Here is a 26,999-nt window from a genome sequence, read left to right on the forward strand (position 1 = left end):
GCAGCTCTCCGGACGCCGGCGGCCTGACCTGAAGCGGACCTGTGAGGGCGCGCGCGGCAGAGACCCGGAGGCCGCGCCCCACCCCGGCCTTCGGCACGGTCGGCCCGTTGCCGCCCCGGCGCGCGCGCATTAATCTCGCGCCATGAGCAGCACGCCCGGATTCGTCCACCTCCGCCTTCACACCGAATATTCGCTTCTGGAAGGCGCCATGCGCCTGAAGAAACTGCCCGGCCAATGCGCCGGTCTGGGCATGCCCGCCGTGGCGGTGACGGATACCAACAACCTCTTCTGCGCGCTGGAATTCTCGGTCGGGGCGGCCGGCGCCGGGGTGCAGCCGATCATCGGCATGCAGACCGACCTCACCTATATCGTGCCCGAACCAGGCGCCAAGCCGAAGCCGCCCGCGCCGCTGGTCCTGCTGGCCCAGACCGAGGAGGGGTACGAGAACCTGATGGCGCTCAACACCTGCCTGTATGTCGGCAAGCAGGGCGAGCTGCCGCAGATCACCCTCGATCAGCTGGAGGCGCATGCCGCCGGTGTCATCTGCCTGACCGGCGGGCCGGACGGGCCGGTGGGCCGGCTGCTGCAGTCCGGGCACCGGGCCGATGCCGAGGCGCTGGTCCAGCGGCTGGCGAAGGCCTTTCCGAACCGGCTGTATATCGAGCTGCAGCGCCATCCGGGCGAGGATGGCCAGCCCGAGGCCGAGCGTCTGACCGAACGCGGCCACATCGAGATGGCCTATGCGATGGACCTGCCGCTGGTCGCGACAAACGATGTCTATTTCCCGAAACCGGACATGTACGAGGCCCACGATGCGCTGATCTGCATCGCCGAGGGCGCCTATGTCGACCAGCAGGAAGACCGCCGCCGGCTGACCGCGCAGCATTACCTGAAATCGCCGCAAGAGATGATCACGCTGTTCGCCGATCTGCCGGAGGCCGTCGAGAACACGGTGGAGATCGCCAAGCGCTGCGCCTTCATGGCCTATCGGCGCGATCCGATCCTGCCGAAATTCGCCGATGACGAGGTGGTCGAACTGCGCCGCCAGGCGGTTGAGGGGCTGAAGGCGCGGCTGGAGGTGATCCCCCATGCCGCCCCTGTCGAAGACTACGAGAAACGGCTGGAATTCGAGCTGGGCATCATCGAGGGGATGGGCTTTCCGGGCTACTTCCTGATCGTTGCGGACTTCATCAAGTGGGCCAAGGATCACGATATTCCGGTGGGACCTGGGCGCGGCTCGGGGGCCGGCAGCCTTGTCGCCTATGCGCTGACGATCACCAACCTCGACCCGCTGCGCTATTCGCTGCTGTTCGAGAGGTTCCTGAACCCCGAACGGGTTTCGATGCCCGACTTCGACATCGACTTCTGCATGGACCGCCGCGAAGAGGTGATCCGCTACGTGCAGGACAAGTATGGCCACGACAAGGTGGCGCAGATCATCACCTTCGGTGCGCTTCTGTCCAAGGCCGCCGTGCGCGACGTGGGCCGGGTGCTGCAGCTGCCCTATGGCCAAGTGGACCGGCTGTCGAAGATGATCCCGGTGGAGGGGGTGAAGCCCGTCTCGATCGAGAAGGCCTTGCAGGACGAGCCACGCCTGCGCGAGGAGGCCCGCAACGAGGAGGTGGTGAAGCGCCTGCTCACCTACGGCCAGCAGGTCGAGGGGCTGCTGCGGAACGCCTCGACCCACGCCGCCGGCGTGGTGATCGGCGACCGGCCGCTGGACCGGCTGGTGCCTCTGTACCAGGATCCGCGCTCGGACATGCCGGCGACCCAGTTCAACATGAAATGGGTGGAACAGGCCGGGTTGGTGAAGTTCGACTTTCTGGGTCTCAAGACCCTGACCGTGATCCAGAACGCGTTGGACCTGATCCTGAAATCCGGCCGCCCCCTGCACGTGGCCGCCGACGGCACCGAGCTTTACGAGCCGGTGCCGGGGACCGAGAACGACATCGACTCGATCCCGCTGGACGACGAGGCGACCTACAAGCTTTACGCCAGCGCCAAGACCGTGGCCGTGTTCCAGGTGGAAAGCTCGGGCATGATGGACGCGCTCAAGCGGATGCGCCCCACCTGTATCGAGGATATCGTCGCGCTCGTGGCGCTCTATCGTCCCGGCCCGATGGAGAACATCCCGACCTATTGCGAGGTGAAGAACGGGGTGAAACAGATCTCCTCGGTTCACCCGCTGATCGATTACATCCTCGAAGAGACCCAGGGCATCATCGTCTACCAGGAACAGGTGATGCAGATCGCCCAGGTCATGGCGGGCTATTCGCTGGGCGGCGCCGACCTTCTGCGCCGCGCCATGGGCAAGAAGATCAAGGAGGCGATGGACGCCGAGCGCCCGAAATTCACCAAGGGCGCGATGGACAACGGCGTGGACGAGGCCAAGGCGAAGGAGGTCTTCGACCTTCTGGAGAAATTCGCCAACTACGGTTTCAACAAGTCCCACGCGGCCGCCTACGCCGTGGTCAGCTACCAGACCGGCTGGCTCAAGGCGAACCACCCGGTGGAGTTCATGGCCGGCGTCATGAACTGCGATATCCACCTTACCGACAAGCTGGGCATCTATTTCGAAGAGGTCCGCAAGGGCCTGTCCCTGCCCTATATCCCGCCCTGCGTGAACCGGTCCGAGGCCACGTTCGACGTCAAGGACGGGCACCTGGTCTATGCGCTGGGGGCGTTGAAGAACGTGGGCCTCGAGGCGATGAAGCTGGTGACCGAGGCGCGTCGCGCCGGAGGCACGCCCGAAAACCCGGTCGAGCAGCCGTTCGTGAACCTCTACGATTTTGCACGGCGTGTGGACCTGAAGAAGGTCGGCAAGCGCCCGCTGGAGATGATGGCCCGCGCCGGCGCCTTCGATACGCTCGATCCCAATCGGCGCCGGGTGTTCGACAGCCTCGACGCGCTGGTGGCCTATTCGGCGGCGATCCACGAACAGAAGGCCTCCGCGCAGGTGTCGCTGTTCGGCGAGGCCGGCGACGATCTGCCCGAGCCGCGCCTCTCGCCCGCCTCCGACTGGTTGCCGGCCGAGCGGCTGGGCGAGGAATTCAAGGCGATCGGCTTCTACCTGACCGGCCATCCGCTGGACGACTACATGGGCCCGCTCAGGCGCCAGAACGTGCTGACGCTGGACGATGTGACGGCCAAGGCGCAGAACGGGCCGCTGATCGCCAAGCTCGCCGGTGTCGTTACCGCGCGGCAGGAGAGGAAATCGGCCAAGGGCAACCGGTTCGCCTTTGTCGGGATGTCCGATCCCACGGGCAATTACGAGGTCACCCTGTTCTCCGAGGCGCTGGAAGCCTCGCGGGAATTCCTCGACGCGGGGTCCAACGTGGTGGTGACGGTTGAGGCGACGATGGAATCGGACCAGCTGAAGCTGCTGGGCCGTTCGGTGGCGCCGATCGACAGTGTCGCGGCGGCGGCGGGCGGAACCTTTGGCCTGCGGATCTACATCGAGGATGCGGCGGCGGTCTCGACCGTGGCCGGTGTTCTGGACCAGGCGAAACAGGCCGCCAAGCAGGCCGCGCGGGGGCCGGTGCAGCTGTGCCTGCAGCATCCGTCGCTGCCGGGCGAGGTGGACATGGATCTGGGGTCCGATTTCGCGGTGAACCCCCAGGTGAAGGGCGCGCTGAAGTCGCTGGACGGGGTGGTCACGGTCGAGGATCTCTGAGGCCGGGATACGGTCACCGTCCCGGCCGCCGATGTAGGGTGGGGTTTCACCCCACCGCCTGCCTGACACGCGGGCGCCGCGGATCAGTAATGCGGCGGCCTCTCGTTGCCGAAGACCGCGCCGCCCGTGCCCTCGGCCTCGCGGTGGGCCTCGCGCTGCATCAGCATGGCCACCCGGCGGGTCAGCACATCGATCTCGCGGGCCTGGCCGGCAACCACATCGCTCAGCTCGTCGACGCTGCGCATCAGCTGCGCGATCTTTTCTTCCAAATCCTGCATGGCATGCAGGTAACGCACGGGCGGCCCCGCGCCAAGCCTCATGTGCGGCGCATCCGCTTGTCGGTCCTGACGGACCGCCGCGCTGTTCAATGAAATACTTAGCCGAAAGGCAAACTGTCTTGACCGAATCGCAGGCGCCTGAATACTTAGCCACATGACTAACCAAATGGATGCCTTCTTTGCCGCCCTGTCGGATCCCACACGGCGGGCGGTGATCGAACGCCTTGTCTCCGGCCCTGCCCCGGTCGGAGAGCTGCACGCGCCGCATGACATCGCGCTGCCCACGTTTCTCAAGCATCTCAAGGTGCTGGAAGCCAGCGGCCTGGTGCGATCCGAAAAGAAAGGCCGCGTGCGCATCGTGCATATCGAGGCCGCGCCGCTGGCCGAGGCCGAGCATTGGCTGCAGAGGCAACGCCGCATCTGGGAGAGCCGGCTGGACCGGCTGGGCGCCCTGGCCGAGCGGCTGGAACGTGAGCGTATGAGTACCGGAGAGACCCCATGAGCGATGCCTGCCAAGATGCCTGCCACTTCGACACCCTGACCCTGACGCGCGAGATCGGCTGCCCGCCGGACCGGCTGTTTGCCCTGATGACCGACCGCGCGGCCCGGGCGATCTGGTCCGCGCCCAGCGAGGACGTGCAGATCGAGATCGACGAATGCGACATCCGCGAGGGCGGCCGCGAGGTCGCGCGCTGCGGCCCCAGGGAAACGCCGGAGTTCCAGGTGGTGTCGACCTTCCACCGCGTCGCGCCCCCCGCGCAGCTGATCCTGACCGAAACGCTGTCCGTCGGCGGCGACCTGCTCTCGGTCTCGCTGGTGTCGCAGGAGGTGCAGGCGACCGGGACCGGCAGCCTGCTCAAGGTCACGCTGCAGATCGTCAGCGTCTCGGGCGCCGAAACGCTGGACGGCTATGGCGAAGGCTGGAACGGCGCGCTGGACAGCCTGGCGAAAATGGCCAGGGCCGGGGTCGAACAGGTGCAATAGGCGCAGCCTGGCCGCTGCCGCCGCGCCGGACCGCGTCAAGGGCGGGGCCGAACGAAAGACAACGCTTGCCGAACGGGCAATTGCCCCTGAAACTTGCAGTCCGGACCGGCGGGCTCTTGCCTCGCAGCGGCGTTGCCGCTTTTCTGTGCAGGACAGGGCCGCGCCTTTGCTTTCCGCCGCATCGGGCCGGGGCGCGCCACGGGCCCCGGGACAACAGACAGCGGCAGGCGAACGCATATGAAGATCACGTTCCGTCTCAACGGCGAAACGGTCACGCTCGGGAATGCGCCGGTGACGGCCACGCTTCTCGACTGGCTCCGCGAGGAACGGCGCCTGACAGGCACCAAGGAGGGCTGCAACGAGGGCGATTGCGGCGCCTGTTCGGTGATCGTCACCGACGAGGCCGGGGCCAGGACGCTGAACGCCTGCATCCTCTTCCTGCCCCAGCTCGACGGCAAGGCCGTGCGCACGGTCGAGGGCCTTTCGGGCCCCGACGGCACGCTGCATCCCGTGCAACAGGCCATGGTCAGCCATCACGGCAGCCAGTGCGGCTTCTGCACGCCGGGCTTCCTTGCCTCGATGGCCTGCGCGCATCTGAACGGGCAGACGGACCATGACGACCGGCTCGCCGGAAACCTCTGCCGCTGCACCGGCTATGCGCCGATCATCCGCGCGGCCGAGGCCGCCGCAAGCGCGCCGGTGCCCGAGTGGATGCACGACACGGCCCCGACGGCCGAGGGCGCCTCGGAATATGCGCCGGGCAACGCCGATGAGCTCGCCCGGATCTACCAGGCCGAGCCGAAGGCCACGCTGGTGGCGGGGGCCACGGATGTCGGGCTCTGGGTGACAAAGCAGCTGCGCGACATTGCGCCGGTCATCTTCCTGAACCGCTGCGCGGACCTGAAGACCGTCGAAGTCACGGAGACCGGGGTCCGCGCCGGCGCCATGGTCGACATGGAACAGTGGCGCGCCGCGATGGCGCCGCTGCACCCCTCCTATGCCGAGATGCTGCGCCGCTACGGCTCGGTCCAGGTGCGCGGCGCGGCGACGCTGGGCGGCAACATCGCCAATGGCTCCCCCATTGGCGACAACCCGCCCGTGCTGATCGCGCTTGGCGCCACGCTGCACCTGCGCAAGGGCGACGACAGGCGCGCAATGCCGCTGGAGGAGTTCTTCCTCGACTACGGCCGCCAGGATCGCGACCCGGGCGAATTCGTCGAGGCGGTGAGCTTTCCGCGGCAGGCCGACACCCTGCGGGTCTACAAGCTGTCGAAACGGTTTGACCAGGATATCTCGGCCGTCTGCGGCGCCTTCAACATAACGGTCGAGAGCGGCCGCGTGACCGACGCGCGCATCGCCTTCGGCGGCATGGCCGGCGTGCCGAAACGCGCCTCGCACACGGAAATGGCGCTGCGCGACACACCGTGGACCGCCGACAGCATCGACACCGCCCGCGCCGCGCTGGAGCGGGATTTCCAGCCGATGGACGACATGCGCGCCTCGGCCGCCTATCGGCTGGACGCGGCGGGCGCGATGCTGCAGCGGCATTTCGCGGACAGCCAGGGGCTGGTCACATCGGTGCTGGAGGTCCGCGCATGAGTGTCGCGAAACCCCTGCCCCATGATGCCGCCGCGCTGCACGTGACCGGACAGGCGCGCTATGTCGACGACATCCCCCTGCCCGCAGACGCGCTGCACCTGGCCTTCGGCCTGTCGGAAATCGCGCGCGGGCATATCACGCAGATGGACCTGGACGCGGTGCGCGCGGCGCCCGGCGTCGTGGCGGTGCTGACGGCCGACGACCTGCCCTTCGCCAACGATGTCTCGCCCTCGGCCCATGACGAACCGCTGCTGAGCGACGGCACCGTGCATTACCTTGGCCAGCCCCTGTTCCTGGTGGCCGCCACCACCCACCTGGCCGCGCGCAAGGCGGCGCGGCTGGCCGAGGTCACCTATTCCGAGGAGCCCCCGATCCTGACGATCGAGGAGGCGCTGGCCGCCGACAGCCGGTTCGAGGAAGGCCCGCGCGTCTACGGGCGCGGCAACGTCGACGCCGCGCTGGCCAAGGCGCCGCGCAAGGTCTCGGGGCAGTTCGAGATCGGCGGGCAGGAGCATTTCTACCTCGAAAGCCAGGCCGCCATTGCCCTGCCGCAGGAAGGCGGGGACATGCTCGTGGGGTCGTCCACCCAGCATCCGTCCGAGATCCAGCACAAGGTCGCCGATGCGCTTGGCGTGCCGATGCATGCCGTCCGGGTGGAAACCCGGCGCATGGGCGGCGGCTTTGGCGGGAAGGAGAGCCAGGGCAACGCGCTGGCCATCGCCTGCGCGCTGGTGGCGCGGGCCACGGGGCACGCGGCCTCGATGCGCTACGACCGCGACGACGACATGACCATCACCGGCAAGCGGCACGACTTCCGCATCGACTATACCGCCGGCTTCGACGACGACGGCAAGCTGCTGGCGGTGGATGTCACCCATTACACCCGCTGCGGCTGGGGCATGGACCTGTCGCTGCCCGTGGCCGACCGCGCCATGCTGCATGCCGACAACGCCTACTGGATCCCCGAGATCCGCATCACCTCGCACCGGCTGAAGACCAACATGCAAAGCGCCACGGCCTTCCGGGGCTTTGGCGGGCCGCAGGGCATGATCGGCATGGAGCGGATCATGGATCACATCGCCCATGATCTTGGGATGGATCCGGTGGAGCTGCGGCGCGTGAACTACTATCCGTCGGCGCAGGCGGTGAGCGCGGATGCCTCCGGCGGGAGTATTTCCCCAAAGATGAAGGCAAAGACGCCCTATGGCCAGACGGTCGAGGATTTCGAGCTGCACGAGATGACCGAGGCGCTGCTGGCCTCGTCGGATTACGCGGCGCGGAAGGCGGCGGTGGACACATGGAACGCCGAGAACCCGATCTTGAAGAAGGGGATCGCCTTTTCGCCGGTGAAGTTCGGGATTTCCTTCACGCTCACCCATCTCAACCAGGCGGGCGCGCTGGTGCATGTCTACCAGGACGGCTCCATCCACCTGAACCATGGTGGGACCGAGATGGGACAGGGCCTGTTCCAGAAGGTCGCGCAGGTGGCCGCCGCCCGCTTCGGCGTGGGGCTTGAGGCGGTGAAGATCACCGCGACCGATACCGCCAAGGTGCCCAACACCTCGGCCACGGCGGCCTCGTCGGGCAGCGATCTGAACGGCATGGCGGTCAAGGCCGCCTGCGACACGATCCGCGATCGCATGGCCGCCTATCTCGCGCAGGTCTACCAGGCGGATATCTCGGAGGTGCGGTTCGCCGACGGGCATGTGTCGGTCGGGTCCGAGACCATGACCTTCGCCGAGGCTGCCGGGCGCGCCTATGCCGGGCGGGTCAGCCTGTCGTCCACGGGGTTCTACAAGACGCCCAAGGTCGACTGGGACCGGATCAAGGGCGACGGGCGGCCGTTCTTCTACTTTGCCTATGGTGCGGCGATCACCGAGGTCGCGGTGGACCGGCTGACCGGCGAGAACCGGATCCTGCGGGCCGATATCCTGCATGACGCCGGCGCCTCGCTGAACCCCGCGATCGACATCGGCCAGATCGAAGGCGCCTATGTGCAGGGCGCCGGCTGGCTCACGACCGAGGAACTGGTCTGGGACGACAAGGGGCGGCTGCGCACCCATGCGCCCTCGACCTACAAGATCCCCGCCTGTTCGGACCGGCCCGACGTCTTCAACGTCACGCTCTGGGACACGGAGAACCGCGAGGACACGATCTATCGCTCCAAGGCGGTGGGCGAGCCGCCCTTCATGCTGGGCATTTCGGCCTGGCTGGCGCTGAGCCATGCGGTGGCGGCCTGTGGCACGGGCTATCCCGCGCTGAACGCGCCCGCCACGGCCGAAGAGGTCTGGCGCGCGATCCGGGGAATGGGCCGGGGGATGGGCGATGGCGTTTGAGATCGAAGCGCTGCGCCGCGCGCTGGCCCGGGGGCCGGTCTGGCGGGTCGTGGTGGCAGAGGTGAAGGGCTCTGCCCCGCGCGAGGTCGGCGCCGCGATGCTGGTCTGGGACGGCGGGCAAAGCGGGACCATCGGCGGCGGCGCGCTGGAATTCGAGGCGGCCGAGGCCGCGCGGGCCGGGCGCTGCGGCCTGAGCCGGCAGGCGCTTGGCCCGGATCTAGGCCAGTGCTGCGGCGGGGCGGTGACGCTGTTGACCGAACGGTTCGTGGCCGAGGATCTGGCGCGCATCGGGGGCGAGGTCTTTGCCCGCCCCGTTGCGGCCGACGGGCCGGTGCCGCTGGCGGTGGAACGGATCCTCGCCCGGGCGCGCGACCGGGGCGAGATCCCCGCGCCGCTGCTGGTCGACGGCTGGATGGTGGAGCCGGTGGCGCAGGCGGCGCGGCCGCTGTGGATCTGGGGCGCGGGGCATGTGGGCCGGGCGCTGGTGGATGTGCTGGCGCCCCTGCCCGATCTTGCGATCACATGGGTCGACACCGGGCCCGAGCGCTTTCCCGAGACGATCCCCGAGGGCGTGACCATGGTGCCGGCGGCCGCCCCCGCCGCGCTGGTGCCCCGTGCCCCGAAGGAGGCCGAGCATTTGATCCTGACCTATTCCCACGCGCTGGACCTGGAGCTGTGCCATGCGCTGCTGCTGCACGGCTTTGCCTTTGCCGGGCTGATCGGCTCGGCCACCAAATGGGCGCGGTTCCGCAGCCGGCTGGCCGGGCTGGGCCATGGGCCGGAGCAGATCGCGCGGATCACCTGCCCGATCGGCGACCCGTCGCTGGGCAAGCATCCCCAGGCCATCGCCCTTGGCGTCGGCGCGCAGCTCCTCGCGCCCTTGCGGGGCGCGCGTCGCGAGGTGCGGGCATGAGCGTCCTGCTAAGCATAAAGGGCCTGACCAAGGCCTATCCCGGCGTGGTCGCCAACGATCAGGTGTCCTTCGACATCGGCGAGGGTGAGGTGCATGCCCTGCTGGGCGAGAACGGCGCCGGGAAATCCACGCTGGTCAAGATGATCTACGGCCTGGTGAAGCCCGACAGCGGCGAGATGACCCTGCGCGGCGCGCCCTATGCCCCGCCCGAGCCCAGTGCCGCGCGCGCCGACGGCATCGCCATGGTGTTCCAGCATTTCTCGCTCTTCGACGCGCTGAACGTGGCCGAGAACATCGCGCTTGGCATGGAGGATCCGCCGCCGATGCGCGATCTGGCCCGCCGCATCCGCGAGGTGTCCGAAACCTACGGCCTGCCGCTGGATCCCGCGCGCATTGTCGGCGACCTGTCGGCCGGGGAACGCCAGAGGGTCGAGATCATCCGCTGTCTGCTGCAGGACCCCAAGCTGCTGATCATGGACGAGCCGACCTCCGTTCTGACCCCGCAGGAGGTGCAGATCCTTTTCGAGACGCTGCGCAAGCTCAGCTCGGAGGGCACCGCAATCCTTTACATCTCGCACAAGCTGGAGGAGATCCGCGCGCTGTGCGACACCGCCACGATCCTGCGGCTGGGCAAGAACGTGGGCACCTGTGTCCCGCGCGAGACCACGGCGCGGGAGATGGCCGAAATGATGGTGGGCAGCGCGCTGCAGTCACCGGAACGGTCTGGCCGCGCGCTGGGAGAGGTGGCGCTGGAGATCAGGGGGCTGTCGGCGGCCTCTCCCTCGGCCTTCGGAACGTCCCTGAAAGACCTGAGCCTTTCGGTGCGCAAGGGCGAGATCCTGGGCATCGGCGGGGTTGCGGGCAACGGGCAGGACGAATTGCTGGCCGTGCTGTCGGGCGAGATCGTGACCAGGGGTGATGCCGTGGCGCTGCACGGGCAGCCGGTGGGCGCCTTGGGGCCGGCGCAGCGCCGGGCGCTGGGGCTGCTGACCGCGCCCGAGGAACGGCTGGGCCATGCCGCCGCGCCGGACATGAGCCTGACCGAGAACGCCATGCTGACCGGCGCCGCGCGCGAGGGGCTGGTGGGCAACGGGTTCCTGCGCTGGGGCAAGGCAAAGGACTTCGCCCAGCGCATCATCGAGGCCTTCGACGTGCGCACACCGGGGCCGGAGAATGCCGCGCGGTCGCTGTCGGGCGGGAACCTGCAGAAATTCGTCATCGGACGCGAGGTGCTGCAACGGCCCGAGGTGCTGGTGGTGAACCAGCCGACCTGGGGCGTGGACGCGGCCGCCGCCGCGGCGATCCGGCAGGCGCTGCTGGATCTGGCCACGGGCGACACGGCGCTGGTGGTGATCAGCCAGGACCTCGACGAGCTGATGGAGATCGCCGACAATTTCGCCGCCCTGAACGAAGGCCGCCTGACGCCGCCCCGCCCGACCGCCGGGCTGACGATCGACGAGATCGGCCTGATGATGGGCGGCGCCCACGGAATGGAGGTGGCGCATGTGTGATCACAAGGCGCAGCCGGGCAGCGGCCGACCTGGAGGCCGCATTGCCACATTCGGCCAGCGTGGGCTCTCAAAGGCATCCATGCCGCGCGGGCTGCTGGTGACATCGCCAAAGCGGTCTCCGGGGGGAGGTGTTCGGAGGGGGCGGATCGTCCACTGGGCGATCCTGAACCCCACCTCACCGCTGCCCGGTTGCGCCGGGCGTGACGGATGGACGGGGCAGTTCGGAAAGGCCCATTCATGATCAAACTCGAAAAACGGCCGCAGCCATCGGACCTCTGGTCGGTGGCCACGCCCATCGTCGCGGTGCTGGCGACGATGATCTTCGGCGGCATCCTCTTCGCCTTCCTTGGCGAGAACCCGTTCGAGGCGATCCGCACCATCTTCTGGGATCCGCTCTTCAGCGAATTCGCCTTCTACTACCGCCCGCAGCTGCTGGTCAAAGGCGCGCCGCTGGTGCTGATCGCGATCGGGCTCAGCCTTGGGTTCCGGGCCGGAATCTGGAACATCGGCGCCGAGGGGCAGTACATCATGGGCGCCATCTTCGGCGCGGCGGTGGGGCTGGCCTTCTACCCGCTCGACAGCATGATCGTCTTCCCGCTGATGATCCTGGGCGGCGCGCTTGGCGGCTGGATCTGGGCGATGATCCCCGCGATCCTCAAGGTGAAATTCGGCACGAACGAGATCCTCGTCTCGCTCATGCTGGTCTACGTGGCCGAGCAGTTCCTGGCCGCCGCCTCGCTGTCCTTTCTCAAGAACCCCGAGGGCTTCGGCTTCCCCGGCAGCCGCAACCTGCAGCAATACCCCGCCGCCCATAACGCCGAGATCTTCGCAGGCTCGGGCATGCACTGGGGCGTGGCATTCGCCTTCATCGCGGTGATCTTCGCCTATGTCCTGCTGAACCGGCACATGCTGGGCTTCCAGATCCGCCTGACCGGCGAGGCGCCCCGCGCCGCGCGCTTCTCGGGCGTGAAACCGGCGCGGCTGATCCTCTTTTGCCTTGGCACTTCCGGTGCGCTGGCCGGGCTGGCCGGGCTTTTCGAGGTCGCGGGCCCCGCCGGCCAGATCACCATCGATTTCAACGTGGGCTACGGGTTCACCGCGATCATCGTGGCCTTCCTTGGCCGGCTGCACCCGGTGGGCATCCTGCTGGCCGGCGGGCTGATGGCGCTGACCTATATCGGCGGCGAGATCGCGCAGTCGAACCTGGGCCTGCCGGCGGCGGCGATCCAGGTGTTCCAGGGCATGCTGCTGTTCTTCCTGCTGGCCTTCGACCTGCTCACCAACTACCGCATCCGGTTCGCAAAGCGGGAGGTCGCGTGATGTCCGCACAGACCGAGCACCCCTTCGCGCCCCGCCGGCCACGGGCGCCAAGGGCAGCCCCCGACAGCGGGGAGGGCGGGCGGGAGCTGACGGGGGCTGCCCGGCCCTCCGCGGCGCGCATCCCCTGCCCCAACCGCCGCCACGACCTGACCGGAGCCACCCCATGGACCTGAGCGCCATCAATCCCGTCCTGCTGATCGCCTCGCTGATGGTCGCGGCCACGCCCCTGCTGCTGGCCGCGATCGGAGAGCTTGTCGTGGAACGCGCGGGCGTTCTGAACCTCGGTGTCGAGGGCATGATGATCACCGGCGCGATCTGCGGCTTTGCCATCGCGGTGGAAACCGGCTCGCCGGTTCTGGGGTTCATCGCAGCCGCCCTTGGGGGCGCGCTGCTTTCGGTGCTCTTCGCGATCCTCACGCAATTCGCCCTGGCCAACCAGGTGGCATCGGGCCTGGCGCTGACCCTCTTCGGCCTCGGCCTGTCGTCCCTTCTGGGCCAGCGCTACGTGGGCATCAAACCGCCCGAGACCGGAGACGCCTTCGGCGCCCTGGGCGATATCCCGGTGATCGGTCCGATCCTCTTCGGCCATGACCTGATGCTCTATGTCGGCATCCTGATCGTCGCCGGCGTCTGGGCGTTGCTGAAATTCACCCGCGCCGGGCTGATCCTGCGCGCGGTGGGCGAGAACCACGATGCGGCCCATGCGCTGGGCTACAAGGTCAAGCGCATCCGGGTGATGGCGATCCTCTTCGGCGGTGCCTGCGCGGGTCTCGGCGGGGCCTACATCAGCCTGATCCGCGTGCCACAATGGACCGAGGGCATGACCGCGGGCATCGGCTGGATCGCCCTCGCCCTGGTGGTCTTTGCCAGCTGGAAGCCCTGGCGCGTCCTGATCGGTGCCTATCTTTTCGGCGGCGTCACCGTGCTTCAGCTTAATCTGCAGGCGGCAGGTGTTGCGATCCCTGTCGAATATCTTGCAATGTCGCCCTACCTGATCACGATCCTCGTGCTCGTGATCCTGTCCGCGGACAAGAGCAATGCCCCGGCCTCGCTTGGCCGGACCTTCCATGCCTCAAGCTGATCGCTGCGGGGCCAAAGACCTGAACGATAGGGGATTTCGATGAAACGTACTGCACTTCTGGCCGGGGTCGCCCTGGCCCTGGGCCTGGCCGGCGCGGCCGTGGCCCAGACCAAGGTCGGCTTTGTCTATGTCGGCCCGGTGGGCGACGGCGGCTGGACCTACGAACACAACCAGGGCCGCCTGGCGGTCGAAGAGGAATTCGGCGACCAGGTCGAAACCGTCTACGTCGAGAACGTGGCCGAGGGCCCCGATGCCGAACGTGTCATCACCCAGATGGCGCTGCAGGGCGCGGACCTGATCTTCACCACCTCCTTCGGCTACATGGACCCGACCGTGAATGTCGCGGCCAAGTTCCCGGACGTGAAGTTCGAACACGCCACCGGTTACAAGACCGCGCCCAACGTCTCCACCTACTCCGCCCGCTTCTATGAAGGCCGCGCGGTGCAGGGCACGATCGCCGGCATGATGACCGAGAGCAACATCATCGGCTACATCGGCTCCTACCCGATCCCCGAAGTGATCCGCGGCATCAACTCGGCCTATATCCACGCCAAGAAGGTGAACCCGGATGTCGAGTTCAAGATCGTCTGGGCCTACACCTGGTTCGATCCCGCGAAAGAGGCCGACGCCGCCAAGGTGCTGATCGAACAGGGCGCGGACGTGATCCTGCAGCACACCGACTCCACCGCGCCGCTTGCCGCCGCCAAGGCCGCCGGCAACGTGATCGGCTTCGGCCAGGCCTCGGACATGGCCGAATACAAGCCCTCGCCGCGGGTCTCCTCTATCATCGACAACTGGGCGCCCTATTACATCCAGCGCACCCGCGACGTGATGGACGGCACCTGGGAAAGCCAGTCGGTCTGGCAGGGGATCGACGCCGGCATGGTCGAAATCGGCGAGATCACCGACACCGTCCCGGAAGAAGCGAAGGCCGCCGCGCTCGAGGTCATGAACGGGATCGCCAACGGCGAGTATCACCCCTTCACCGGCCCGCTGAACAAGCAGGACGGCACGCCCTGGCTGGCCGAGGGCGAAATCGCCGATGACGGCACCCTGGCCGGCATGAACTTCTACGTCGAGGGCCTGACCGGCGAGATCCCGCAGTAAGCGGCGCTTGCCCGGGCCCGCGTGCGCCCCGAAAACAGCAAAGGCCCCGTCCACCGACGGGGCCTTTCCGCGTTCTGTTCATGGCGAGAGCCGGCACGCCTCCCTCTAGGCGAGCCGGTCGTGTCCCGCAGTCGGACCGCGCAGCCGGAACATGCCAGCCTGCCAGGGATGTAGGGTGGGGTTTCACCCCACCGCCCGGGTCACAGCCGCGACAGCAGCTCCATCTTCTTCTCGGCGAATTCCTCATCCGAGATGATGCCCTTGTCCCGCAGGCCGCCCAGCTTCTCGAGCGTTGCGAAGATCTCGTCGCTGTTGCCCGACGGCGCCGGCCCCGGGGCCGGCGCGGCGTATGGCTCCGGCGCGGGCTCCTGCATCTGCTGTGGCACCGGGTCGGATTCGGGCATCTGCTGCGGCTCCTGCACCGGCTCCCCGCCCACCGGCACCACCGGCAGGTCGGCCACACGGACCAGCCCGAACTGGCTGGTGAAGGTCAGCGACTGATCGCCGCCCTGCTGCTGGCCGAAGCCGCCGATATTGTGCTGGCCGGTGTCATAGACCGTGACCTGCCCGTTCAGCAGGATCGCCAGCCGGCAGCTACCAGGAAAATAGGCGTATTTGAGATCATTCTGCGACCCCACCGAGGCCGGCTGCCCCAGGTCCTGCGGCCACCAGTTGCCCTGGCCAGAGCCGGACACGAAAAGGCTAGACTGGCCGAAACCGCCGCCACCGCCCTGCATCTGCATCTGGCCGCCGCCCTGGCTCTGCCCCTGATAGGAGCTGCTCTGGTTCTGGTAGCTCGCCGGCGGCTGGAACACCTGATTGGCGGCCAGCGTGTTCGACAATTCCGAACACAGCCCGTCCACCCGCGCCTTCAGCCCGTTGTTGAACATGTCGCCGATCATCGTCATGCCGCCCATCGACCACTGGCCCATGCCGCCCAGCTCCCAGTGGTTGAACTGCGCCTGGCTGCCGCCGCCCTGGCTGAGCGAGACCAGCACATGGGTCACGGCGTCCGGGCTGAAACCGTGGCGCGCGGCCACGTCGTTCACGATCGATTGCCCCTCGGGGGTGAGCAGTGTCATCAGAGGTCTCCCATCCGTTCTGTTCGGTTTTCGGAACCGCGCGATGGTCTGGCGATCGCGGGGGGCCTAACATGCACCCGGCACCTGCGGTAGGGGTAATATCCCGGACAACGGGCCGGTCCTGTTCCGTGTTCCTGACAGATGGCGCGCTCAGGGACTTTTCAAGCCCCGGTGAGAGTGACAAAGAAGACGAATGAACAAACTTGCGACCTTGACCCATTCGCCCGCTGGGCGCTTTTCCTTCGGAACGATGCAATTCGGCGGCGCGGCGGATGCCTTGGCCAGCGAGTCCATGTACGAGACATGCCGCGCCGCCGGGATTACCCATTTCGACACCGCCCACATGTACACCGACGGCGCCTCGGAAACGCTGCTCGGCCAGTTCGTCGCCCCCGAGCGCGAGAACGTCTTCGTCGCGACCAAGGTGGGCTTCACCGGGGGCGCCTCGGCCGCGAACATGCGCGCGCAGTTCGACACCTGCCGCCAGAGGCTGGGCATGGACGAGGTCGACGCGCTCTACCTGCACCGGTTCGATCCCGACACCGACCTGCGCGAAACGATGGAATGCTTCGCCGCGCTGAAGGCCGAGGGGCTGATCCGCTACGTGGGCCTGTCCAACTTCGCCGCGTGGCAGGTGATGAAGGCCGTGCGCCTCGCCGCGGAATTCGATTTGCAGGTCGACCTGCTGCAACCGATGTACAGCCTGGTGACGCGCCAGGCCGAGGTCGAGATCCTGCCGATGTGCGCCGACCAGGGCATCACCGCCGTCACCTATTCACCGCTGGGCGCCGGGCTGCTGACCGGCAAGTACACCCGTGGCCCCGCCGACGGCCGCCTGACCGAGGATCAGCGCTACAAGGCGCGCTACGCCCCCGGCCACATGGCCCGCGCCGCCGAGGGCCTTGCCGCCCTGGCCGAGGAGCTGGGCACCCATCCCGCCACGCTCGCCGTGGCCTGGGTCGCCGCGCATCCCACCGCCCCGGTGCCGATCCTGTCGGGCCGCTCGGCCGAGCAGCTGACGCCCTCGCTCGCCGCGATGGGGCACCCGATGCCGCCCGAGCTTTACGCCCGGATCGCGGCGCTGTCGCCCACCCCGCCGCCGGCGACCGACCGGATCGAGGAGCAGGCATGACACGCAAGCTGCCCCCCACCGCAAGCTTCGCCGAAGCCGCGGGGGGCGACCGGCTCTACGCACCCTCGGCCGAGCGCAACGCCGCGCCGATCGCGCAGCTGCTGGCCCTTGTCGCGCCCCGAACGGGCCGCGCGCTGGAGATCGCCAGCGGCACGGGCCAGCACGTGGTGGTCTTTGCCGAAACCCTGCCCGGCCTGACCTGGCAGCCCACCGAGCCCGACCCGGCCCGCCGCGCCAGCATCGACGCCCATGCCGCCGAGGCCGGGCTGGACAGCATCCGCGCGGCGCAACCGCTGGACGCCTGCACCGCCGGCTGGTCCGGGGACTGGCCGGGCCAGGACCTGATCGTGCTCAGCAACCTGCTGCACCTCGTCAGCCAGCCCGAGGCGCTCACCCTGCTGTCCGAGGCCGCGCAGGCGCTGGCACCCGGCGGGGTCTTCGTGATCTACGGCCCCTTCAGGCGCGACGGCAAGCTGACCAGCGAAGGCGACGAGACCTTCGACGGCCAGCTGCGCGAGGCCGATCCGGCCATCGGCTACAAGAATGACGCCGAGATCCGCGAGGCGCTGACCGAGGCCGGGCTTGAGATCCTCCGCCAGGTCGAGATGCCCGCCAACAACCTGGCCCTGGTCGCCCGGCGCGGCGCCTGAACATGCCCTGTCGCCCGATATCCCTCCACCCCGGCCGCCGCGCCTGCTGCGGGGGGCTGGATGAGGTATTTATACCAAGAAGAAGACAGGGCCGCGCGACTGTCCCACGCGTGGGACACGGGCCGGCCGACGTGAAATCAAAGGGTTGCAGGCGCGCATTTACTTTTCGTTCATAAGTGCCACACCCTGTCTTCTCCTTTGTCCAAATACTCCGTTGAACCGGATCCCGCCCGCTCCTGCCCGCAGGCCGGCGCGCCGTCTCTGTCCCACTGATCCAGATCAAGGACAGCCCGGCCGCGCCATGATGTAGGCGGACATGTTCCAATATCAGAATGTGTGAAGGACGACCGAGATGAGCTGGACAGAGAAACTCGACCAGACCCGCGCAGGGCTGCGGGTGCTGAACACCGCCATTCCCGAGACCGCCAGGGGCTTTGGCGCGCTGTCGAAGGCGGCGAAACAGGGCGGTGCGCTGGATCTAAAGACAAAGGAGTTCGTCGCGCTGGCCATCGCCATCGCCGACCGCTGCGAGCCCTGTATCATGCTGCACGTGGACGCCCTGCAAAAGACCGGCGCCAGCCGCGAGGAGCTGGCGGACGTGCTGGGCATGTGCATCCAGATGGGCGGCGGCCCGTCGATGATGTATGCCGCCAAGGCGCTGGAATGCTGGGACGAACTGACCGCCTGAGCCGGAGCCGCCGACCAGCATGGAGCCTGATCCCAGACCGCGGGACGGGGCGCAGAATTTTCGGCGAAAATTCTGGTCCCGCTCCGGTGTCAGGCTGCGGGACGGATCCCGGGGCCGCGATCAGGCCGGGGGCAGGATCTTGCCCGGGTTCATGATGTTGTCCGGGTCGATGGCCGCCTTGATCGCCTGCATGTAGCGGATCGCGGGGCCCAGCTCCTGCTCCATGTATTTCCGCTTGCCCTGCCCGATGCCGTGTTCGCCCGTGCAGGTCCCGTCCATCGAGATCGCCAGCTTGGCCAGCCAGGCGACATAGCCCTCGGCCTTTTCGAGCTCGGCCGGGTCGGATTTGTCGATCAGCGGGGACATGTGGAAATTGCCGTCGCCCACATGGCCCACCACGGGGCAGAGGATCCCAAGCTCGTCCGCCTTCGCCACCGCCAGGGCCACGCATTCGGCCAGCCGCGAGATCGGCACGCAGGCATCCGTCGCCACCGCCGAGGCGCCGGGCCGCAGTTGCAGCGAGGCCCAGTAGAAATCGTGCCGCGCCTTCCAGAGCCTGTTGCGTTCCTCGGTCGAGGTGGTCCATTCGAACCCGGTGCCGCCGACCTCTTCGGAGATCATGCCGAAGCTTTCGGCCTGTTCGGCCACGCCCGCGGTCGAGCCGTGGAATTCCAGCAGCAGCAGCGGTTCCTCGGGCAGGCCGAGCTTGGAATAGAGGTTCACCGCCTTCACCGCCATGGCATCCATCAGCTCCATCCGGGCGACCGGAATGCCGTACTGGATCGCCATCATCGCCGCCTGGCAGGCCGCGTCCAGCGTCGGGAAGGAACAGCGCGCGGCCGAGATCGCCTCGGGGATGCCCTGCAGGCGCAGGGTGATCGCGGTGATCAGGCCCAGCGTGCCTTCGGAGCCGACCAGCAGGCGCGTCAGGTCATAGCCGGCCGAGGTCTTCTTGGCCCGCTGCGCGGTGCGGATGATGGTGCCGTCGGGCATCACCGCCTCGAGCGCGATGATGTTGTCCTTCATCGTGCCGTAGCGCACCGCGTTGGTGCCCGAGGCCCGCGTCGCGGCCATGCCACCCAGCGAGGCATTGGCGCCCGGATCGATGGGAAAGAACAGGCCCTTGTCACGCAGCGCCACGTTCAGGTCCTCGCGGGTGACGCCGGGCTGCACGACCACGTCCAGATCCTCCGGGTGTACGGCGAGGATGCGGTTCATGCGGTTGAAATCGACACAGATGCCGCCGGCGGGCGCGTTCACGTGGCCCTCCAGAGAGGATCCGACGCCGAAGGCGATCACCGGCACCTTGTGGGCGGCGCAGGTGCGCACGATCTCGGCGACCTCTTCGGTGGTCTCGGGGAAGACCACGGCATCGGGGGCCTGGGTTTCCAGCCAGGTGGTGGTGTGGCCGTGCTGGTCACGGATCGCCCGGCCGGTCTGAAGCCGGTCGCCGAAGCGCTGCGTCAGGCTGGCGATCACGGTGGCGATCCCCGTTTCGTTCCGCTCAAGCGTGTCTGCGTGTCCCATTCATGTCCCCTTCGAAAGTCGGCGCGACATTGGACCTCTGTGCGCCGGGGGGCAAGGCAGATCGTGGCGGCGGGGTGGGTGGGCGGGCGCCGGCACGATCTGCCTTGCCCCCCGCCCTGACCCTGATCGGCCCGGTCGATGCCCCGTCACCGGCCGAGCGCAATGCCCTCGCGCCGTGGATCGGCGCCGCCCAGCAGCGTCTCGCCGATCTCGATCGCGTGCAGGCCCGAATTCAGGCCGCGCTGGTTCACCTCGAAGCCCAGCGCCTCGAGCCCGGCGACCTGGTCTTCGGTTTCCACGTCATAGGTGCCGAAGCGGTTGACCGCGTGGGGCATCGCCACGGCCTCCTGCACGTTCATGCCCCAGTCGGCCCAGGCGATCACCGCCTGGGTGACATAGCCGATGATCCGGCTGCCCCCCGGCGAGCCCACCGCCAGCACCGGCGCGCCGTCCCGCAGCACGATGGTCGGCGCCATCGACGACCGCGGCCGCTTGCCCGGCTCCACCCGGTTGGCGATGGGGCGGCCGTCGCTGTGGGTGCGGAAGGAGAAATCCGTCAGTTCGTTGTTCAGCAGGAAGCCCCCCACCATCAGCCGCGAACCGAAGGCGTTCTCGATCGTGGTGGTCATCGACAGGACGTTGCCGTCGGCATCGACGATGGAGATATGCGAGGTCGAGGGAAACTCGATCGAGGCATCGTCGGCCCAGAGCAGCGCGTGGTCGTATTCGGGTTCGCCCGGCGCGACCTCGTCCAGCGCCATGTCGCCCTGCAGCAGTTCGGCGCGGGAAGCGAGGTAATCCTCGGCCAGCAGCCCCTTCACCGGCACCGGCACGTAATCGGTATCGGCCATGTAGCGGCCCCGGTCCGCGAAGGCCAGGCGCGAGGCGTCGCCGATCAGCCGCCAGGCCTGCGGATCCTGCGCGCCCATGGCGGCCAGGTCGAAGCCGTTCAGCATTCCCAGGATCTGACCCACCGTCAGCGCGCCCGACGACGGCGGGCCCATGCCGCAGACCTCGAAGGCACGGTAGGGCGCGCAGACCGGCGCGCGTTCGACCACCTGGTAAAGCGCAAGATCGGCCTGGCTGAGCACGCCGGGATTGCCCGGCGCGGTCTGCACCGTCTCGACGATCTGCTGGGCCATCTTGCCCATGTAGAAGGACCGCATCCCGTTGGCCGCCAGCAGCCGCAGGGTCAGCGCATAGGGCTGGTTGACCAGCGTCTCGCCCGCCTCGATCGGGGCGCCATCGGGGAAGAAATAGGCCGCCGTATCCGCGAAGTGGCTCAGGCGCTCGGCATCGCCGGCGACCAGCTCGGCCAGGCGGGGAGAGACCTCGAACCCGTCGGAGGCGAGGCGGATGGCGTCGTCGAAGAGATCGGGCCAGGGCAGACGGCCCCATTTGCGATAGGCCTGTTCCATCAGCGCGGGCGTGCCCGGCGTGCCGACCGAAAGGCCGCCCACCACGGCATCGAAGAAGCCCAGGGGTTCGCCCGCATCGTCCTGGAACAACGTCGGCGTGGCCTGCATCGGTGCGGTCTCGCGCCCGTCGAGGGTGGTGAGGCGCTGTTCGGCCGCATCCCAGTAGACCATGAAGGCGCCGCCGCCGAGGCCGGAGGATTGCGGCTCCACCAGGCCCAGGACGGTTTGCACGGCGATCATCGCGTCGACCGCGCTGCCGCCCTTTTCCAGGATCTTCGCGCCCGCGGCCACGGCCAGCGGGTTGGCGGCGGCGACCATCCATTCCTGCGCCTCGACCGGGCGGCCGTCGGCCTTGGCCTGCAGCGCGGCGTCGATGGCGGCGTGATCCGAGGCGGTGGCGACCGAGGTCGGTGCCTCGGGCGCGACGGTGTCGGCGGCGTCCTGGGCCCAGGCCAGGCCCGGGATCGCAAGCATCGTGATGGCGGACAGACAGATTCGGCGCATGTTTCTCTCCCATTCCTGCGCCCACGCTACACGGCCCGCGCCCGCGGTCAAAACCCGGCGGTTCGGTTCCGGGACGTTCGGCGAAGTTGCGGCGCGCTCCGAGGGGACGCTTACCCAAGCGGATAGACCGCCAGAGCCTCGTACTCCGCGCCTTCGGGGCGCAGGGTGGAGGCGTAGAGCCCCATGGAGGATGCCGGGACAGCGGACAGCGCAAAGCCCGCGTGAGCTTCGAGGAACCGCGCCAGCGCCTGCGGATCGGCGCGCGCGGTACGGCCGAAGCGGGCGAGCGTGACATGCGGGCGGAAGCGGCGGCGCTCCAGCACCATCCCCGTGGCCCGGGCCGCGCGTGTGACATGGTGCTGAAGATCGCAGAGCGCGGGCGTGTCCTCGACCACTGCATAAAGAAGGCGCGGCGTCTCGGCGCTGCCGAAGAGGTCGAGCCCGGCGATCCGCAGCGTCAGGGCGACCGGCGGCAGCGACTCCAGAGCGTGGTGCAGCTCTTCCAGCTCCTCCTCGCCGGCGTCGCCGAGGAAGGCCAGCGTCAGGTGCAGGTTCTCGCGCGGGACGATGCGCCCGGTCCGCAGATGCATCTGCAGATCCTCCAGCGCATCCAGCCACGTCTCCGGCAGATCGACGGCCACGAAGTCGCGCATGGCTGTCCTTTCGCACGGGGTCCCTGGACCGGTCCGGTCCGGCTGCGGACCCGGTTACAGCATCGACGGCACGACCTGGTCCGGCGGCCGGTGCCCGTCCTCGAAGGTCTTGATGTTGATGATGACCTTCTCGCCCATCTCCATCCGCCCCTCCAGCGTGGCAGAGCCCATATGCGGCAGCAGCACGACGTTGGGCAGCTCGCGCAGGCGCGGGTTGATGTCGGTGCCGAACTCGTAGACGTCCAGCCCGGCGCCGGCGATCTCTCCGGCGCGCAGCATCCGGGTCAGGGCGTTTTCGTCGATCACCTCGCCACGCGAGGTGTTCACGATCACCGCGTCGGGCTTCATCAGCTTCAGCCGCCGGGCGTTCATCAGGTGGAAGGTCGAGGGCGTGGCCGGGGTATGGATCGTCAGGATGTCCATCCGCGACACCATCCGGTCGAGGCTTTCCCACCAGGTCACGCCCAGCTCGTCCTCGGTCTCGGGGCGCAGGCGGCCACGATCGTGGTAATGCACCTGCATCCCGAAGGCCTGCGCGCGCCGGGCCACCGCCTGGCCGATCCGGCCCATGCCAAGGATCCCCAGCCGCCGGCCCGCGATTCGCCCGCCGAGATAGGCGGTCGGCGCCCAGCCAGGCCAGTCGCCCTTCTGCATCACGGCAAGCCCCTCGGGGATGCGGCGGGTGACGGCAAGGATCAGCGCCATGGTCATGTCGGCGGTGTCCTCGGTCAGCACGTCGGGCGTGTTCGACACAAGGATCCCGCGCTGCCGCGCCGTGGCCACGTCGATATTGTCGACCCCTGCCCCGTAATTCGCGATCAGCTTCAGCTGCGGCCCCGCCTGGCCGATCAGCGCCGCGTCGATCTCGTCGGTGATCGTGGGCACCAGCACATCGGCGCGCTGCACCGCCGCGACCAGCTGATCGCGGTCCATCGGCGTATCCTCGCTGCGCAGCTCCACCTTGAACAGCTCGCTCAGGCGCTTCTCCACCGCTTCGGGCAACCGTCGCGTCACGACAACACTCAGCCGATCTCTTGCCATTCCTGCCTCCGCTTTAGTTTCACCGCCGGCCCGGCCGTGGCATGATAGATCCTGGTCAAAGGGGCACGAGACCCCGCAAGACCGTTCGCCGCCTTTATACGGCGGCAGTCGGGCAGAAAAAACAGGCAAACGGACACACGACGGTGGTACCCAGGGCATCCGGCAGAGGCCGTGTCTTTTCCTTTTTCCTTTCGACCGTTGTCGCGGCATGCGTCGCGCTTCCCCTCGCGGCGCAGGAGCGGCGCGGGCCGGTCACCAACCTTCCGCTTCCCCGCTATGTCTCGATGAAGGCGATGGAAGGCAACGTGCGCCGTGGCCCGTCGCTGTCGCATCGCATCGACTGGGTGTTCAAGCGGCGCGGCATGCCGCTGATGATCACGGCCGAGCACGGGCACTGGCGCCGCGTGCAGGACCGCGACGGCGCCGGCGGCTGGGTGCATTACGCGCTGATCTCGGGCGTGCGCACGGTGCTGATCGAAAAGGACATGGTCGAGGGCCACAGCCGCCCCGACCCGAATTCGCCGGTGGCGGCGGTGTTCGAGATGGGCGTCGTGGCCAAGCTGGGCGATTGCGATCCCGACTGGTGCCGGATCTCGGCCGGGGGCTACCGCGGCTGGGTCGAGAAATCCGCGCTGTGGGGCGTGGCCCCGGACGAGCTGCGCGACTGACGGGCGGGGCCTGCCAGCTGGCAGGCTGCCCCGGTGCGCGGCCTGGCCTGCCTGCGCCGCGTGCGACCTGCGCGCCCCCCTGCCCTGTCCGATCCGCACATCCCATCGCCGCGCCGCGCCCGGCCCCTTCCGTCGGATCCACCGCTTTCAGTGCCTCCGACATCTGCCCCCTGAAAATGTCAAAAAATCGCGCGAACGCTCTTGCGCTGGTCGAGCAGTCGGCGTAATCAGCCGCCCACGTTGGGGTGTAGCCAAGCGGTAAGGCAGCGGTTTTTGGTACCGTGTACCGTAGGTTCGAATCCTACCACCCCAGCCACTTCTCTCAGATCGATGTCAGCGCCGCCGTGGATCCCAAGGCCCGGTACCGCCAGGCGCCCCCGCTGAAGGCGTGCCTTCGGGATCGGCATGATCCTGCAGGTGTCGGGGACAGGTCAGGGAAAGCGCGGATGAGATACCGGGCGCGGCGCCCGGCGACGTGGGCCACTGCCGATCACCAGCCGGACGCGGACGGGGCGCCGGCACATCCGCTCTCTTCAGGGTGAGCAACACGCAGGCAAGCCGCCGGGCGCCCTACGTCACCTGCGCCGCTCAGTCCGCCTGCCGCAGCCAGTCCATGATCGCGGGGCGCACGCTTTGCTCTCCGCGGTGGCGCGCATCGGCGATGATGCGGCGCAGTGCCGGCAGGTCGGCGCGCATCAGCAGGCTCTTGACCGGCCCGATCGACGCCGGCCGCATCGACAGCGACCGGATCCCGATCGCCGCGAAACAGACCGCCTCGATCGGCCGGCCCGCATCCTCGCCGCAGAAGCTGAGCGGCGTGCCCGAGATCTGGCACCGCTCCACGATCCGTTCGATCAGGCTGAGGAAGCTGGTGTTCAGCGTGTCGTAGCGCCGCCGCACCCGCTCGTTCTCGCGGTCGGCGGCGAAGAAGAACTGCTTCAGGTCGTTCCCGCCGATCGAGACGAAATCGACCTCGTCGAAGAATTTCTGCGGCGCGAAGGCCATCGAGGGCGTCTCGAGCATGGCGCCGACCTTCAGCGTCTCGGGCAACAGATGGCCCAGCCGCTCTTCGCGCGCGATGGCCTTGTCGACCTCGGCCCGGGCGGCGCGATATTCCTCGAACTGGGCGATGAAGGGGAACATGATCGTCATCGGCCGCCCGTTCGCGGCCCGGATCAGCGCCTGCAGCTGCATCCGCAGCACGCCCGGCTTGTCGAGGCCGACGCGGATCGCGCGCCAGCCCAGGGCCGGGTTGGGCTCGTCCGTGGGCTTCATGTAGGGCAGCACCTTGTCCGACCCGATGTCCAGCGTGCGGAACACCACCGGCTTGCCGCCCGCCGCGTCCAGCACCCGCGCATAGGTCTGCGCGAGTTCCTCGCGCTGGGGCATCTTGTTGCGGATCAGGAACTGCAGCTCGGTCCGGAACAGGCCGACGCCCTCGGCCCCCGACCCCGCGAGCGAGGGCAGATCGGCCATCAGGCCCGCGTTCATGAACAGCCCGACCCGCTCGCCGCAGGCGGTCACCGCCGGCTTGTCGCGGATCGAGGCATAGCGTTCCTGCGCCTTGGCCTGCATCGCGATCTTGTCGCGGAAGGACTTGGCCACCGCATCCTCGGGCCGCAGATGCACGATGCCCTGGTCGCCATCGACCAGGATATGATCGCCGTTCAGCGCCTCGTTCGTGATGCGTTCGGCATGAACCACCAGCGGGATCGCCAGCGCGCGGGCCACGATCGCCGCATGCGACCCGACCGAGCCTTCTTCCAGCACGATCCCCTTCAGCCGCCGGCCGTACTCCAGAAGCTCGCCGGGGCCGATGTTGCGCGCCACCAGGATCGGGTCCACCGGCAGGGTCGCGCCGGTCTCGGCCCCCTGCCCCGTCAGGATCCGCAGCAGCCGGTTCGACAGGTCGTCCAGGTCGGCCAGCCGCTCGCGCAGATAGGTGTCCTGCACCTCGGCCATGCGGCTGCGGGCGATGGATTGCTCCTTTTCCACCGCGGCCTCGGCCGACAGGCCATTGGCGATGTCCGCTTCCATGCGGCGCATCCAGCCGCGGGAATTGGCGAACATGCGGTAGGCTTCCAGAACCTGCAGCTGCTCGTTGTCGCCCGAGCCGGTATGGGCCAGCATCTCGTCCACGCTGACGCGCAGCCGGTCGACGGCGTCGTTCAGCCGCTCGCGCTCCTTGTCGGGATCATCGGCAATCGGGTTGGTGACAACCACGCGCGGCTCGTGCAGCCAGACATGGCCCTCGGCCGCGCCCTCCTGCCCGGTGGTGCATTTCAGCGTGACCGGCTGCTGGTGCAGTGCCTCCATCGCCGCGCCCTCGCCCACGAAGGCGCCCAGCTCGGCCATCTCGGCCAGCACCATGGCGACCACTTCCAGCGCATAGACCTCGTCGGCGGAATAGACCCGGCGGTCGCGCGACTGCACGACCAGAACGCCCAGGATCTCGCCCAGGCGCTGCACGGGAATGCCAAGGAAGGAGGAATAGCGTTCCTCCCCCGTCTCCGGCATGTAGCGGAACCCCTTCTCCGAGGGCGCGTCGGGCGTGTTGATGACCTTGCCGCGCAGGCCCACGCGGCCCACCAGGCCCTCGCCCAGCCGCATCCGCGTCTGGTGCACGGCCTCGGGCTTCAGCCCTTCGGTGGCGCACAGCTCCAGCGTGTCGTCATCTCGGAACAGGTAGATCGAGCAGACCTCGGTCTGCATGCTGTCGGCAATCAGATGCGTGATCCGGTCCAGCCGCGCCTGGCCCGGCTCGTCGCTGGCCATAGCGGTCCGAAGCCGCCCGAGCAGCTTCCGGCTTTCGCTTTCGCTCCGCTCGATCATCT

General features: G+C 68.2%; 21 protein-coding genes and 1 tRNA gene. 15 read left to right on the forward strand and 7 right to left on the reverse strand.

The window, feature by feature from the left end; genetic code table 11:
* The first annotated feature begins 142 nt into the window (after positions 1–142).
* Positions 143–3,673: a DNA polymerase III subunit alpha gene (gene dnaE / locus ATO3_RS20480; protein WP_088651774.1), complete on the forward strand. Its 3,531-nt coding sequence runs from the start codon at positions 143–145 to the stop codon at positions 3,671–3,673.
* Between the two features lie 83 nt (positions 3,674–3,756).
* Here dnaE and ATO3_RS20485 read toward each other — a convergent pair whose 3' ends face one another.
* Positions 3,757–3,951, reverse strand: coding sequence for a SlyX family protein (locus ATO3_RS20485; protein WP_088651872.1), 195 nt, complete (start codon positions 3,949–3,951; stop codon positions 3,757–3,759).
* A 154-nt stretch (positions 3,952–4,105) separates the two neighbouring features.
* On the opposite strand from ATO3_RS20485, the gene ATO3_RS20490 reads away from it, so the two are divergent.
* From ATO3_RS20490 to ATO3_RS20530, 9 genes are all read left to right on the forward strand, one after another.
* A complete protein-coding gene (locus ATO3_RS20490; RefSeq protein WP_088651775.1) occupies positions 4,106–4,453 on the forward strand; it encodes an ArsR/SmtB family transcription factor in 348 nt (115 codons plus the stop codon).
* Positions 4,450–4,935 carry an SRPBCC domain-containing protein gene (locus ATO3_RS20495; protein WP_088651776.1) on the forward strand — a complete coding sequence of 162 codons (486 nt, stop codon included), beginning with the start codon at positions 4,450–4,452 and terminating at the stop codon, positions 4,933–4,935. Before ATO3_RS20490 ends, ATO3_RS20495 begins: the two co-directional genes overlap by 4 nt.
* A gap of 237 nt (positions 4,936–5,172) precedes the next feature.
* Positions 5,173–6,534 carry a xanthine dehydrogenase small subunit gene (gene xdhA, locus ATO3_RS20500; RefSeq protein WP_088651777.1) on the forward strand — a complete coding sequence of 454 codons (1,362 nt, stop codon included), beginning with the start codon at positions 5,173–5,175 and terminating at the stop codon, positions 6,532–6,534.
* Complete coding sequence (gene xdhB / locus ATO3_RS20505; RefSeq protein WP_088651778.1) at positions 6,531–8,870, forward strand: xanthine dehydrogenase molybdopterin binding subunit; 2,340 nt, start codon at positions 6,531–6,533, stop codon at positions 8,868–8,870. Before xdhA ends, xdhB begins: the two co-directional genes overlap by 4 nt.
* Complete coding sequence (gene xdhC, locus ATO3_RS20510) at positions 8,860–9,783, forward strand: xanthine dehydrogenase accessory protein XdhC (protein ID WP_088651779.1); 924 nt, start codon at positions 8,860–8,862, stop codon at positions 9,781–9,783. The genes xdhB and xdhC overlap by 11 nt, the downstream gene beginning before the upstream one ends.
* A complete protein-coding gene (locus ATO3_RS20515; protein WP_088651780.1) occupies positions 9,780–11,294 on the forward strand; it encodes an ABC transporter ATP-binding protein in 1,515 nt (504 codons plus the stop codon). Before xdhC ends, ATO3_RS20515 begins: the two co-directional genes overlap by 4 nt.
* A 237-nt stretch (positions 11,295–11,531) precedes the next feature.
* Positions 11,532–12,614, forward strand: coding sequence for an ABC transporter permease (locus tag ATO3_RS20520; protein ID WP_088651781.1), 1,083 nt, complete (start codon positions 11,532–11,534; stop codon positions 12,612–12,614).
* Positions 12,615–12,777: 163 nt separating this feature from the next.
* Positions 12,778–13,695 (forward strand): ABC transporter permease, encoded by a 918-nt coding sequence (locus tag ATO3_RS20525; RefSeq protein ID WP_088651782.1) that lies wholly within the window; start codon positions 12,778–12,780, stop codon positions 13,693–13,695.
* Positions 13,696–13,734: 39 nt separating this feature from the next.
* Positions 13,735–14,802: a BMP family ABC transporter substrate-binding protein gene (locus ATO3_RS20530; RefSeq protein WP_088651783.1), complete on the forward strand. Its 1,068-nt coding sequence runs from the start codon at positions 13,735–13,737 to the stop codon at positions 14,800–14,802.
* Between the two features lie 200 nt (positions 14,803–15,002).
* Here the strand turns inward: ATO3_RS20530 and ATO3_RS20535 are convergent, their stop codons facing one another.
* Positions 15,003–15,884, reverse strand: a complete 882-nt coding sequence (locus ATO3_RS20535; RefSeq protein ID WP_088651784.1) for an SHOCT domain-containing protein — start codon at positions 15,882–15,884, stop codon at positions 15,003–15,005.
* Positions 15,885–16,077: 193 nt separating this feature from the next.
* On the opposite strand from ATO3_RS20535, the gene ATO3_RS20540 reads away from it, so the two are divergent.
* From ATO3_RS20540 to ATO3_RS20550, 3 genes are all read left to right on the forward strand, one after another.
* On the forward strand, positions 16,078–17,016 hold the full coding sequence (locus ATO3_RS20540) for an aldo/keto reductase (RefSeq protein WP_088651785.1): 939 nt from the start codon (positions 16,078–16,080) through the stop codon (positions 17,014–17,016).
* Positions 17,013–17,666 carry a DUF938 domain-containing protein gene (locus ATO3_RS20545; protein ID WP_088651786.1) on the forward strand — a complete coding sequence of 218 codons (654 nt, stop codon included), beginning with the start codon at positions 17,013–17,015 and terminating at the stop codon, positions 17,664–17,666. Before ATO3_RS20540 ends, ATO3_RS20545 begins: the two co-directional genes overlap by 4 nt.
* A 352-nt stretch (positions 17,667–18,018) precedes the next feature.
* Positions 18,019–18,354 carry a carboxymuconolactone decarboxylase family protein gene (locus tag ATO3_RS20550; RefSeq protein ID WP_088651787.1) on the forward strand — a complete coding sequence of 112 codons (336 nt, stop codon included), beginning with the start codon at positions 18,019–18,021 and terminating at the stop codon, positions 18,352–18,354.
* Positions 18,355–18,474: 120 nt separating this feature from the next.
* Here the strand turns inward: ATO3_RS20550 and ATO3_RS20555 are convergent, their stop codons facing one another.
* The 4 genes from ATO3_RS20555 to ATO3_RS20570 all read right to left on the reverse strand — a co-directional run bounded on the left by ATO3_RS20555 (position 18,475) and on the right by ATO3_RS20570 (position 23,497).
* Positions 18,475–19,881, reverse strand: coding sequence for an FAD-binding oxidoreductase (locus ATO3_RS20555; RefSeq protein WP_088651788.1), 1,407 nt, complete (start codon positions 19,879–19,881; stop codon positions 18,475–18,477).
* Positions 19,882–20,027: 146 nt separating this feature from the next.
* Positions 20,028–21,803 (reverse strand): gamma-glutamyltransferase, encoded by a 1,776-nt coding sequence (gene ggt / locus ATO3_RS20560; protein WP_088651789.1) that lies wholly within the window; start codon positions 21,801–21,803, stop codon positions 20,028–20,030.
* A gap of 110 nt (positions 21,804–21,913) precedes the next feature.
* Positions 21,914–22,456 carry an RNA 2',3'-cyclic phosphodiesterase gene (gene thpR / locus ATO3_RS20565; RefSeq protein ID WP_088651790.1) on the reverse strand — a complete coding sequence of 181 codons (543 nt, stop codon included), beginning with the start codon at positions 22,454–22,456 and terminating at the stop codon, positions 21,914–21,916.
* A 54-nt stretch (positions 22,457–22,510) separates the two neighbouring features.
* Positions 22,511–23,497 (reverse strand): 2-hydroxyacid dehydrogenase, encoded by a 987-nt coding sequence (locus ATO3_RS20570; RefSeq protein WP_088651791.1) that lies wholly within the window; start codon positions 23,495–23,497, stop codon positions 22,511–22,513.
* A gap of 143 nt (positions 23,498–23,640) precedes the next feature.
* On the opposite strand from ATO3_RS20570, the gene ATO3_RS20575 reads away from it, so the two are divergent.
* Both ATO3_RS20575 and ATO3_RS20580 read left to right on the forward strand, forming a co-directional pair.
* On the forward strand, positions 23,641–24,165 hold the full coding sequence (locus tag ATO3_RS20575; protein WP_233152236.1) for an SH3 domain-containing protein: 525 nt from the start codon (positions 23,641–23,643) through the stop codon (positions 24,163–24,165).
* A gap of 241 nt (positions 24,166–24,406) precedes the next feature.
* Positions 24,407–24,481 (forward strand) — tRNA-Gln (locus tag ATO3_RS20580).
* A 272-nt stretch (positions 24,482–24,753) separates the two neighbouring features.
* On the opposite strand, the gene ptsP is transcribed toward ATO3_RS20580, so the two are convergent.
* On the reverse strand, positions 24,754–26,997 hold the full coding sequence (ptsP, locus tag ATO3_RS20585) for a phosphoenolpyruvate--protein phosphotransferase (RefSeq protein WP_088651793.1): 2,244 nt from the start codon (positions 26,995–26,997) through the stop codon (positions 24,754–24,756).
* Between the last annotated feature and the right edge of the window lie 2 nt (positions 26,998–26,999).

This window comes from Marinibacterium profundimaris (assembly GCF_002210095.1).
GTDB classification, from domain to species: Bacteria; Pseudomonadota; Alphaproteobacteria; order Rhodobacterales; family Rhodobacteraceae; genus Marinibacterium; species Marinibacterium profundimaris.

Bases quoted from the DNA above. Each gene is read 5' to 3' on its own strand.
- thpR (WP_088651790.1), bottom strand. From the start codon at position 22,456: ATGCGCGACTTCGTGGCCGTCGATCTGCCGGAGACGTGGCTGGATGCG.
- ATO3_RS20515 (WP_088651780.1), top strand. From the start codon at position 9,780: ATGAGCGTCCTGCTAAGCATAAAGGGCCTGACCAAGGCCTATCCCGGC.
- ATO3_RS20550 (WP_088651787.1), top strand. From the start codon at position 18,019: ATGAGCTGGACAGAGAAACTCGACCAGACCCGCGCAGGGCTGCGGGTG.
- ptsP (WP_088651793.1), bottom strand. From the start codon at position 26,997: ATGATCGAGCGGAGCGAAAGCGAAAGCCGGAAGCTGCTCGGGCGGCTT.
- ATO3_RS20490 (WP_088651775.1), top strand. From the start codon at position 4,106: ATGACTAACCAAATGGATGCCTTCTTTGCCGCCCTGTCGGATCCCACA.
- xdhB (WP_088651778.1), top strand. From the start codon at position 6,531: ATGAGTGTCGCGAAACCCCTGCCCCATGATGCCGCCGCGCTGCACGTG.
- ATO3_RS20535 (WP_088651784.1), bottom strand. From the start codon at position 15,884: ATGACACTGCTCACCCCCGAGGGGCAATCGATCGTGAACGACGTGGCC.
- xdhC (WP_088651779.1), top strand. From the start codon at position 8,860: ATGGCGTTTGAGATCGAAGCGCTGCGCCGCGCGCTGGCCCGGGGGCCG.
- ATO3_RS20570 (WP_088651791.1), bottom strand. From the start codon at position 23,497: ATGGCAAGAGATCGGCTGAGTGTTGTCGTGACGCGACGGTTGCCCGAA.
- ATO3_RS20555 (WP_088651788.1), bottom strand. From the start codon at position 19,881: ATGGGACACGCAGACACGCTTGAGCGGAACGAAACGGGGATCGCCACC.
- ggt (WP_088651789.1), bottom strand. From the start codon at position 21,803: ATGCGCCGAATCTGTCTGTCCGCCATCACGATGCTTGCGATCCCGGGC.
- ATO3_RS20520 (WP_088651781.1), top strand. From the start codon at position 11,532: ATGATCAAACTCGAAAAACGGCCGCAGCCATCGGACCTCTGGTCGGTG.
- ATO3_RS20485 (WP_088651872.1), bottom strand. From the start codon at position 3,951: ATGCAGGATTTGGAAGAAAAGATCGCGCAGCTGATGCGCAGCGTCGAC.
- ATO3_RS20545 (WP_088651786.1), top strand. From the start codon at position 17,013: ATGACACGCAAGCTGCCCCCCACCGCAAGCTTCGCCGAAGCCGCGGGG.
- ATO3_RS20525 (WP_088651782.1), top strand. From the start codon at position 12,778: ATGGACCTGAGCGCCATCAATCCCGTCCTGCTGATCGCCTCGCTGATG.
- xdhA (WP_088651777.1), top strand. From the start codon at position 5,173: ATGAAGATCACGTTCCGTCTCAACGGCGAAACGGTCACGCTCGGGAAT.
- ATO3_RS20530 (WP_088651783.1), top strand. From the start codon at position 13,735: ATGAAACGTACTGCACTTCTGGCCGGGGTCGCCCTGGCCCTGGGCCTG.
- dnaE (WP_088651774.1), top strand. From the start codon at position 143: ATGAGCAGCACGCCCGGATTCGTCCACCTCCGCCTTCACACCGAATAT.
- ATO3_RS20495 (WP_088651776.1), top strand. From the start codon at position 4,450: ATGAGCGATGCCTGCCAAGATGCCTGCCACTTCGACACCCTGACCCTG.
- ATO3_RS20540 (WP_088651785.1), top strand. From the start codon at position 16,078: ATGAACAAACTTGCGACCTTGACCCATTCGCCCGCTGGGCGCTTTTCC.